Here is an 8,299-nt window from a genome sequence, read left to right on the forward strand (position 1 = left end):
CTCAGAAGTCCGAATCTGAAGCAGCAGCGTCTATTTCGGCCAGCAGCGGGGCATCGTCGGCCGGATCGGCCGCACGGCGCAGTCGCCGGACGGCGAGGTCGCGTATCTGTTGGCGCACCGCTGGGCCGCCGTGCTCCGAGCTGTCCGAGCCGACGCCCGGCACGTAGATCGTCACGGTCACAGCGGATTCCGCGCCCTCGGGTGCGGGCACCTCGGTGGTCCACATGTCACCGGCCAAGGTCAGCGCCGCGTCGGCGGTTCCGGCGCTCGTGCGGACCAGCGCATGCGGATGCAGGTACGAGGGAAAGTGGCTCTGCGGCGCGGCAACCGCGCGCACTGAGACCTTGGTACTTCCGTCCTGGCGCACCACTTCCCAGGACACCGACTGCTCCGAGGCGTCGAGCAGCCGGGGTGGGCACCGGCGCCAATCCCAGCCGCCGGCGCCTCTGGCCAGCACCAAGGCGCCAGGCGGTGGCGCAGCCGCCGGTCCCGCCGCGAGCGCGTAGCCCGCCGCGCGGCCGCGCGGCTCGGGTACTCGGTCGGTGGGCGATTCGGCCACCTCGAACGGCTCATCCGCGCCGTCGACGATCATCTCGCACGCCTCGGACAGCGTCGCGATGTCGTCCAGCAGCAGCCGCTCGTCCAGTGGCGCAATGCCATCGATGATCGACGCGGGCCACCACCGCGCCGCCCAGTGCGCGTACCCGAGCTGCCGCGCGCTCGTGACGAGCTCCGGCAAGCCCGGCGCGGCGGTCAGTTCGCCGGTGTCGCCCGCGTCGACCGCCAGCGCGACCTCTTCGCCGAAGACTGCCCAGAGCCAATCCTGGGCCAGCTTCACATCATCGATCACCGCGGCCGGAAGTGCCGATCCGTCGAGCAGACTCCACGTCAGGTGCCCGCCGGCCGCCTCGAGTACCAGCACATCTATCTCCGGCGCACCGTCGAGGACGGTCGGCGCACCGTCGGGCGCGATGACCAAGAGCCCGTCGGCGGCCCGCCGCAGCCGCACCGTGCCGTTCATCAGCTCGCCCTCGATTCCGTCGAATCCGATTCGGCCGCACTCGCATTCAATGCCTGTTTGACTCGCGTCCGGTGATCGAGGATGACCGAGCGCGCCACACCGTCGAGCAGATCCCACAGTTCATCCGGGTCGTGCACCGCGAACTCCCGAACATCGCGCCCGTGCAGGCGAACCCACAGCCGCCGCAGGTACGGCCGCCACGGTGTGGACAACTCGGTCGCGATCGCGGCGAGCGGCCCGGTCGGCGGTGACTCGGTGTCGGCACGCACCACCAGCCGTCTGGCCTGCAACACGTAGGCCTCACGTTGCCAGCGGCTGTTGATAACTCGGTGCGCGGTGGTCTCCCCCGCATCAACCGCAGGCAAGCGTGCCACACCGACTTCTGAACGTTGACGCCGAGCGGACCCGATCGGCGCCAGCCCGTGCGCAAGGGCGACGCCCGCCGTCGCCGTCACCCGGAGCGTCTCGTCCAAAAGTGCCCACGGCGAACAACTTCGGGCGATCTCGGTGGTCACCAGCTCCGGAATCGGCGGCAGCTCAGCGCGTTCGCTGGCAGCCTGCAGCGCCGTGAACACCCGCTCGTACACAGTTCGATCGAACGGCAGCCCCAGCGTTGCCTTCGAGGCCGACGCACCGACGGCGGGCGGCTGTGGCACGGGATGCACCGTGAGTCCCAGTTTATCTGCGGAGTAACCGGATTCGGCCCGCCAGAGTCGGATTCCGACATGTGTCCCCGCATGCGCGCCGACCAGTCCATCCAGCGCCGCCTGACCGTTGTCTTCCCTCTGCGCCAGCCGGGCCGCGGCACAGGCGTCGAGCAGTTCGGCGACCGCGCCGGTGTGGTCACCGCCCGCCGGACCGGTCAACGGCCGCCGTCGCCACGCGACCTCGACCAGACTCGCGAGCTCCGGAGTCCGTTCGGCGACATACTCCTTCAACGCCTGGGTGGTACGGCCCGCCGCATATTCGTGTACGTCGCGCAGTGTCGCCTCGGCTATGGCCCTGTTCCGCAACGGATCCGGCATGCCTGACGTCGTCGCGAGCTCGAAACACCGTTGGAAATACAGATCCTGTGGATGTCCCTCGGTGATCCGCAACGCCCGCCGCACCTGCTTGAGCACCGTGAACCAGGCCGCCGTCGCGCGCAGCACATCCGCCGCCGCGTGCACCCGCGCGGCCAGCAGCACCGCGCCGTCGGCCGTCACGATCGGCCCGGCGCAGGCCGGATGCTGCACCGGCCGGATCACCAGCGGATCGAGGATCAGCTTCACTGTGCGGCGCAACGGCCCGCCGTGCGGACCGCTGAGCGGTTCGACGCCGTCGAGCTTGCGCCACACCTCGTCGAGCACCATGGCGCGCGGTCGTCGCATTCGACCAGGTTAACGGACTTTTGTCCGATTCGGCCCGGCGAAAACCTGGGATCGGTAGGACGCGAACCGTTCCTAGGTTTCTCGTATCGGCCCAGACACCCGGGCCGCACGAACACAGGAGAAACCATGAACACCAAGTCCGTCACCGCAGCCCTCGTCGCCTCCGCCGCCGCGGCCGCCTTCTTCGTCACCGGTTGCAGCGACAACGCGAGCAGCACCCCGCCCAAGTCCTCGGCCGCCCCGCAGACGAACGCGGCCCCGTCGGGCAAGTCGACCGCGTCGGTCGACGGCAAGGCGTTCGACGCGAAGTTCACCACCACCTGCGCCAAGCAGGGCGGCACCCTGGCGCTCGCGCTGACCGACGCCGCCAACTCCGCCTACGGCAACCTGTCGGTCAGCGCCACCATCACCGGCGCCGACACCGTGCAGGCGGTCGGCATCGCGGGCAGCAAGGGCGGCGACGCGGGCCAGCCGTACGCGGTCGGCTTCGGCAATGGGATGCCCGGTGGCTCGGCCACGCTCACCAAGGACGGCAACACCTACAAGGTCACCGGCGAGGGCGTCAGCGCGGATCTGAGCAACCCGCTGGCCGGCCCGAAGACGTCCAAGTTCGACGTCACCTTCGCCTGCTCGACCGTCGTCGGCGGCTGAATCGTCCGCGGCCCGCTCGAGTTTCGCTCGAGCGGGCCGACAACGTGGGCGACCACTTTCGAATCATCGAGGAACATCATGAAATCCCTCCGCTGGATCACCGCCGCACTCGCCGCACTGGCCATCGGCTACTACCTCTTCCACGGCTTCACCTACGTCAGCCCCAACGAATTCGAGCCCGCCGAAATGGCGTGGGTCGGTTGGCAGATGGCATTGCCGATCACCGCGATCACCCTTGTCCCTATTGTTTTCGCGTTCACCGGCGAAGGTATTGTCGCGGCTTTCACCGGCCGCAACAGCGCCGAATTCCGTGACGCCCTGGTCGGTCTCGGCACCATCAAGTCGTTCCGGCAAACCGGGTTGAGCGTCAACGACCAACCGCAGGTACGCATCGAATTCAGTGTGGAGGGCGTCGACGGCAAGAATTTCACCGCCGCCGCGAAAATGATTGTGCCGCTTACCGAACTGGCGCTGCTGCAGCCCGGTGTGGTGCTGCCGGTGCGCTACCTGCCGGACCGGACCGACAAGGTCGAGGTCGACAGGTCCGGCGACACCACCATCGCGCAGCGGGCCATGAACGAGTCGATGATCCGCAAGGGCGTCACGACCAGGCACAAGCTCGACATCGCCGAGCGCGGCATCGCCACCCAGGCTGTGGTGCAGTCGCTTTCGGTCCTCGGCGAGATCCGCGACGGCCACTCCAAGATCGAACTCGGCCTGGTTGTCACCCGGCCGGACGGCTCGACCTTCAGCACCCGGGTGGCGAAGTTCCTTGCCCCGAGCCGCGTCGGGCAGGTGCAGGTCGGCCGCATCCTGCGAGTGCACTATCTGCCCGAGCACGAGCAAGAGGTCGTCATCGCACTCGCGGTTAATGCTTAGCCGCCAACGAATGCCGCGTTGCTTCGAGATTCTCGAACAACGCGGCATTCGCCTGTGCACGGCACTACATATTGGCGAAGCGCGCGAAATCGCCTTGGGCGCCGCTGTATACGTTCAGATCGGTGTTGCCCGCGATGCCGTCGATGCCGCCGCTGTCGGTGGTCTGCCAGAAGGTCCAGGTCGGCCAGCCGCCCGGCACCTCGGGTGCGTCGTTGCCCCGGTAGTCGGCGATCCACAGTGGGTACCTGGTGAACTCGTTGGTGTCGGCCATGGCCGTGCGCCAGAAGTTCGGATAGGTGTAGACCACCGGAGTCCGTCCGGTCAGCGCCTGTACCGCGTTCAGATACCGGTGCGTCCAGTCGATCAGTGCGGCGGGCGGCAGCCCGCCGGTGGTCTCCAGGTCGAGCACCGGCGGCAGATCCAGCGCGCCGTTCTGGCCGAGCACCACCGCGGCGTACATCGCGGCCTGCGGTTCCGGCGCCAGGTTCGGCCTGGCGTAGTGGTACGTCCCGCGGGCGACGCCGGCCGCGCGCATCAGCAGGCTGTCCGCGACGAAGTACGGGTTGATGTAGCTCACGCCCTCGGTGGCCTTGACCATGGCGAACGCGTGACCGGAGCGCCGCACCGCGAACCAGTCGATCAGTCGGCCGTCGATGTGCTGCCAGGACGAGACGTCCGGGCCCGTCGGCGTGGCCTCAGCGCGTGCGGACAAGGTAACCGTGAGGATGCCCGATAGGGCGATCAGTGACAGCGCCGTGCCGCGGCGACGGATGGTCGAGCTCCAACGCGAGGTGTCCATGGTGTTCGACGATAGCTATTTGATCTTAAAGTGACCAATGTTGCACAAGGTGCAGTTGCGCAATGTTTACCTGACCGTCGGTTGAGCCGCCCTCAGCCGAGCCAATCGAGCACCGAGGCCGCCGTCCACGACTGCTGCATGCTGCCCAGCGGCTCCCCGGTGAACGGCTCGTAGTACTCGGCGAAACTGCCGTCGCTGGCCTGCCGCAGGCCCTCGGCCCGCAGCATGAACGAGCGCTCAGCCCAGCCGCGCCGGGCGAACACCCAGGAGAACAGCCAGCTCATCACCGGCCACACCGGGCCGCGCCAGTACTCGCGGGACCGGAAGTCCCGCGACACCGGCGAGGTCGACGGCGGCAGCGCGTAGCGCAGATCCGGATGCCCGCAGAAGCGCGGCCCCTCGAACGTGCGCAGCAGGCTGCGTTCGGCGTCGCGCGGCAGCCCGCCGCACAGCAGCGGCGCGAACATCGCCAGCGTCTCGGTGCCGATCCAGCGCTGCAACCGCACGTCGAAGTCTCTGGCCGCGCCGGTCCGGGCATCAGCCGTCGCGACAACGCCGGCCCGGAAGCGATCGGCCCACCCGTACAGCTCGCGGACGTCGGCGTGCGGCTGCTTGTACTCCTCACCGATATTCGCCAGCACCTCACAGGCCAGTGCGAAGATCCCGGTGACGAACACGTCCTCGACGGCGAAACTCATCGTCGAGGACAGCTGATAGTCGTCGTAGCCCGCCCGGCGCATCTGCTCGACCAGCCACAGGTAGCGGTCGTACTCGCGGTCGCTCGGCCGCTGCGTCGGATCGGCGACCACCCGCACGTCCTCGCGGTGATACGGCGGCAGGTCGCCCGGGATCACGTTCTCGTAGGCGCGGTCCCAGCGCGGCGAGTTGTCCATGCCGGATTCCCAGCCGTGATACAGCGTGATCCGCCCGGTCTCCTTGGGATCGCGCGCGTGCGCCAGCCAGCGGTGCCAGCGCACCAGGTCCGGCCAGCGGCGGTTCAGGAATTCCTCGGCGACCGCGCGGGTGCTGCGGCCGTGCCGCCGGGAGTGATCGAGAATGCGCTGCACCGCGATGGCGTGCACCGGCGGCTGGGTGATCCCCGAGGTGTCCGGGCCGTCCGGCGCGTTGGCGGCCAGCTTGCGGCACTCCCAGCGGGCCGGGCCGGGAAAGTAGCCGTCGACGCCGTTGGCGAAGACGATGTGCGGGATCATGCCGTTCTTCCACTGCGCGGACAGCAGTGTGTCCAGCTCGATCACCGCGCGTTCCACGCTCAGCGGGGCGAGCCCGACCGCGACGAACGCGGCGTCCCAGCTCCACATGTGCGGATACAGCCGGGGCGCGGCGCTGGTCATCGTGCCCAGGTCGTTGCCACGCAGCAGGTAGGCGGCGCGGGCCGCGAGCTGTGTCGGAGTGAAACCCGGGTGTGCCATCCCCCTATTCTGCGATGCCACCGGCAAGTACGCCCGCTCGGCGGTGTCCGACTCGGCCGCGTCCCACCTGCCGGTGGGTGGCTCGTGCTCGGCGCTGTTCACTCTCGAATGCCCCGTCCGTAATTCGCTGCTCGAGATTTTCGCATAGATGTATGCGTGCATCGCTCTGCTTTCGCGGGCTATTACGGTGGGGCGCATGACCACTGCCGTGACCAGCTCCCCGAAGCCGACCGCGCTGATCACCGGCGCGAGCCGTGGCCTCGGCGCCGCCATCGCCCGTGAGCTCGCGCCGACGCACGACCTGCTGCTCGGCGCCCGATCCGCCGACGCGCTGCGCGACATCCGCAACGAGCTGCCCGCGGCGACCGGGTGGCCGGTCGAGCTGACCGACTATCCGGCGGTGGCCGCGGCGGCCGAGCCGATCCGGCGGCTGGACGTGCTGGTGCACAACGCGGGTATCCAGGACCTGGCCTCGATCGCCGAATCGACGGTCGAGCAGTGGCGAAACACGTTGGAGGCCAACCTGATCGCGGTCGTCGAGCTGACCAGGCTGCTGCTGCCCGCGCTGCGCGCGGCGGACGGGCATGTGCTGCTGATCAATTCGGGGGCCGGGCTGCGCGCGAACGCGGGCTGGGCCTCCTACGCCGCGAGCAAGTTCGGGCTGCGCGCCTTCGCCGACGCGCTCCGGCTCGAGGAGCCGACGCTGCGGGTGACCTCGATTCATCCCGGCCGCATCGACACCGACATGCAGCGCGAGATCATCGCGATGGAGGGCCGCGAGTACCGGCCCGAGCAGTTCCTGCGCGCGGAGACAGTCGCGGGTGTGGTGCGCAACGCCATTGAGACGCCGCGGGACGGGCATCCGACCGAGATCGTGCTGCGACCAGCGTCGAGCTAGCCGACGCGTCGTTCCGGCGTGATCAACGGTTCAGGCTGTGGACAGATTCGATCGGTAGCCTGTGGCTGTTTGTGCGTCGTCGCGCCGGGTGTGGGTGACGACTCGTTCGACCAGAGCAAGGGTTCAAAGCAGTGGATAGACGTCGGATGTTGATGCTTGCCGCAGGTACTGCCGCCATCGTGGCCGGGTGCGCGGTCGCGGAGGGTGATCCGATCAACAGCGGGTCGGCCGGCGACGGACCCTTCGCGCCGCCGAAACCGCCGCTGCTACCGCCGCCGCCCGGCGGACCGAAGACACCGATTCCCGCCAGCACCATCACCGCGTTGCCCGGGCCAGGCACCAGCATGGCGCTGACCGTCGACGACGGGGCCAGCGCCGAGGTGGTCGGCGCGTACATCAAGTTCGCCAAGGACACCGGCGCCCGGTTCACCTTCTTCGTGACCGCCTACTACGACTCGTGGGCGATTCACCGAGACGCGTTGCGTCCCTTGGTCGATTCCGGCCAGATCCAGCTCGGCAACCACACCTGGGACCACCCCGACCTGACCAAGCTGTCCGCCGGCGCGGTCGCCGATCAGCTGCAACGAGCGAAGACCTACTTGCAGAACAACTTCGGCGTAGACGGCACCCCGTACTACCGCCCGCCGTTCGGCAGGCACAACGCCACCGTCGACAAGGTCGCCGCCGACCTCGGCTACACCGTGCCGACCATGTGGTACGGCTCGCTATCGGACTCCGGCGTAATCACCGAGGACTACCTGATCGAGTGCGCCCGCAAGTACTTCCACCCGCAAACCATCATCATCGGCCACGCCAACGCCCCCGCCGTCACCCACTGCTACGGCCAACTGGTGGACATCATCAAGGAGCGCAACCTCTCAATGGTCACCCTCAACGACGTCCTACTACCCCCGCACTAACCCAACAATCAGTCGAGACACCCCATCTGGCCACCAATCGATCCCGGCCAGCAACCATCCCCCTCCCGCGCTCTCACCCCCCGCGTCACAGCCCAACCAGCACCCACCCCGACCCCCACCCATTGCCTAACCCGTACACCCCGCATATATCGCGTGTGCGACTCACGTAAACGGTGCGCAGCTTCCAACTCCCCACGCAGGCAACAGAATCCGCACTCTCACTAGGGACCTGCACTGAGGCGGATTCAGGCGGTTATTGCAACACCGGGTGGATTGGTCGGGTTCGAGAGTAGTTGGTCGAGTGCTTCGGCGGGGTTGGCCCAGTTGAGGG

8 protein-coding genes are annotated in these 8,299 nt (G+C 68.2%); 4 read left to right on the forward strand and 4 right to left on the reverse strand.

Translation table 11 applies throughout. From position 1 onward, the window contains the following. Window position 1: 1 nt before the first annotated feature. Both ABZ942_RS09950 and ABZ942_RS09955 read right to left on the reverse strand, forming a co-directional pair. Window positions 2–1,021, reverse strand: a complete 1,020-nt coding sequence (locus ABZ942_RS09950; RefSeq protein WP_357380317.1) for a hypothetical protein — start codon at window positions 1,019–1,021, stop codon at window positions 2–4. Beyond that, a complete protein-coding gene (locus ABZ942_RS09955; RefSeq protein WP_357380392.1) occupies window positions 1,021–2,373 on the reverse strand; it encodes a hypothetical protein in 1,353 nt (450 codons plus the stop codon). The genes ABZ942_RS09950 and ABZ942_RS09955 overlap by 1 nt, the downstream gene beginning before the upstream one ends. A gap of 144 nt (window positions 2,374–2,517) precedes the next feature. Here ABZ942_RS09955 and ABZ942_RS09960 point away from each other — a divergent pair, with 144 nt between their 5' ends. Further along, on the forward strand, window positions 2,518–3,042 hold the full coding sequence (locus ABZ942_RS09960; RefSeq protein WP_357380318.1) for a lipoprotein LpqH: 525 nt from the start codon (window positions 2,518–2,520) through the stop codon (window positions 3,040–3,042). A gap of 78 nt (window positions 3,043–3,120) precedes the next feature. Continuing rightward, on the forward strand, window positions 3,121–3,921 hold the full coding sequence (locus ABZ942_RS09965) for a hypothetical protein (RefSeq protein WP_357380319.1): 801 nt from the start codon (window positions 3,121–3,123) through the stop codon (window positions 3,919–3,921). A gap of 64 nt (window positions 3,922–3,985) precedes the next feature. On the opposite strand, the gene ABZ942_RS09970 is transcribed toward ABZ942_RS09965, so the two are convergent. Both ABZ942_RS09970 and ABZ942_RS09975 read right to left on the reverse strand, forming a co-directional pair. Further along, window positions 3,986–4,720 carry a glycoside hydrolase family 25 protein gene (locus ABZ942_RS09970; RefSeq protein ID WP_357380320.1) on the reverse strand — a complete coding sequence of 245 codons (735 nt, stop codon included), beginning with the start codon at window positions 4,718–4,720 and terminating at the stop codon, window positions 3,986–3,988. 92 nt (window positions 4,721–4,812) lie between these two features. Then, on the reverse strand, window positions 4,813–6,150 hold the full coding sequence (locus tag ABZ942_RS09975; RefSeq protein WP_357380321.1) for a glycogen debranching protein: 1,338 nt from the start codon (window positions 6,148–6,150) through the stop codon (window positions 4,813–4,815). Window positions 6,151–6,346: 196 nt separating this feature from the next. Here ABZ942_RS09975 and ABZ942_RS09980 point away from each other — a divergent pair, with 196 nt between their 5' ends. Next, complete coding sequence (locus tag ABZ942_RS09980) at window positions 6,347–7,048, forward strand: SDR family oxidoreductase (protein ID WP_357380322.1); 702 nt, start codon at window positions 6,347–6,349, stop codon at window positions 7,046–7,048. A gap of 146 nt (window positions 7,049–7,194) precedes the next feature. Beyond that, window positions 7,195–7,968: a polysaccharide deacetylase family protein gene (locus tag ABZ942_RS09985; RefSeq protein ID WP_357380393.1), complete on the forward strand. Its 774-nt coding sequence runs from the start codon at window positions 7,195–7,197 to the stop codon at window positions 7,966–7,968. Window positions 7,969–8,299: the final 331 nt, after the last annotated feature.

The sequence above is a fragment of the Nocardia sp. NPDC046473 genome (genome assembly GCF_040645995.1).
GTDB lineage: Bacteria > Actinomycetota > Actinomycetes > Mycobacteriales > Mycobacteriaceae > Nocardia.

Excerpts from the sequence above, each read along its gene's own strand:
- ABZ942_RS09950 (WP_357380317.1), bottom strand. The coding sequence starts at position 1,021 with ATGAACGGCACGGTGCGGCTGCGGCGGGCCGCCGACGGGCTCTTGGTC.
- ABZ942_RS09955 (WP_357380392.1), bottom strand. The coding sequence starts at position 2,373 with ATGGTGCTCGACGAGGTGTGGCGCAAGCTCGACGGCGTCGAACCGCTC.
- ABZ942_RS09960 (WP_357380318.1), top strand. The coding sequence starts at position 2,518 with ATGAACACCAAGTCCGTCACCGCAGCCCTCGTCGCCTCCGCCGCCGCG.
- ABZ942_RS09965 (WP_357380319.1), top strand. The coding sequence starts at position 3,121 with ATGAAATCCCTCCGCTGGATCACCGCCGCACTCGCCGCACTGGCCATC.
- ABZ942_RS09970 (WP_357380320.1), bottom strand. The coding sequence starts at position 4,720 with ATGGACACCTCGCGTTGGAGCTCGACCATCCGTCGCCGCGGCACGGCG.
- ABZ942_RS09975 (WP_357380321.1), bottom strand. The coding sequence starts at position 6,150 with ATGGCACACCCGGGTTTCACTCCGACACAGCTCGCGGCCCGCGCCGCC.
- ABZ942_RS09980 (WP_357380322.1), top strand. The coding sequence starts at position 6,347 with ATGACCACTGCCGTGACCAGCTCCCCGAAGCCGACCGCGCTGATCACC.
- ABZ942_RS09985 (WP_357380393.1), top strand. The coding sequence starts at position 7,195 with ATGTTGATGCTTGCCGCAGGTACTGCCGCCATCGTGGCCGGGTGCGCG.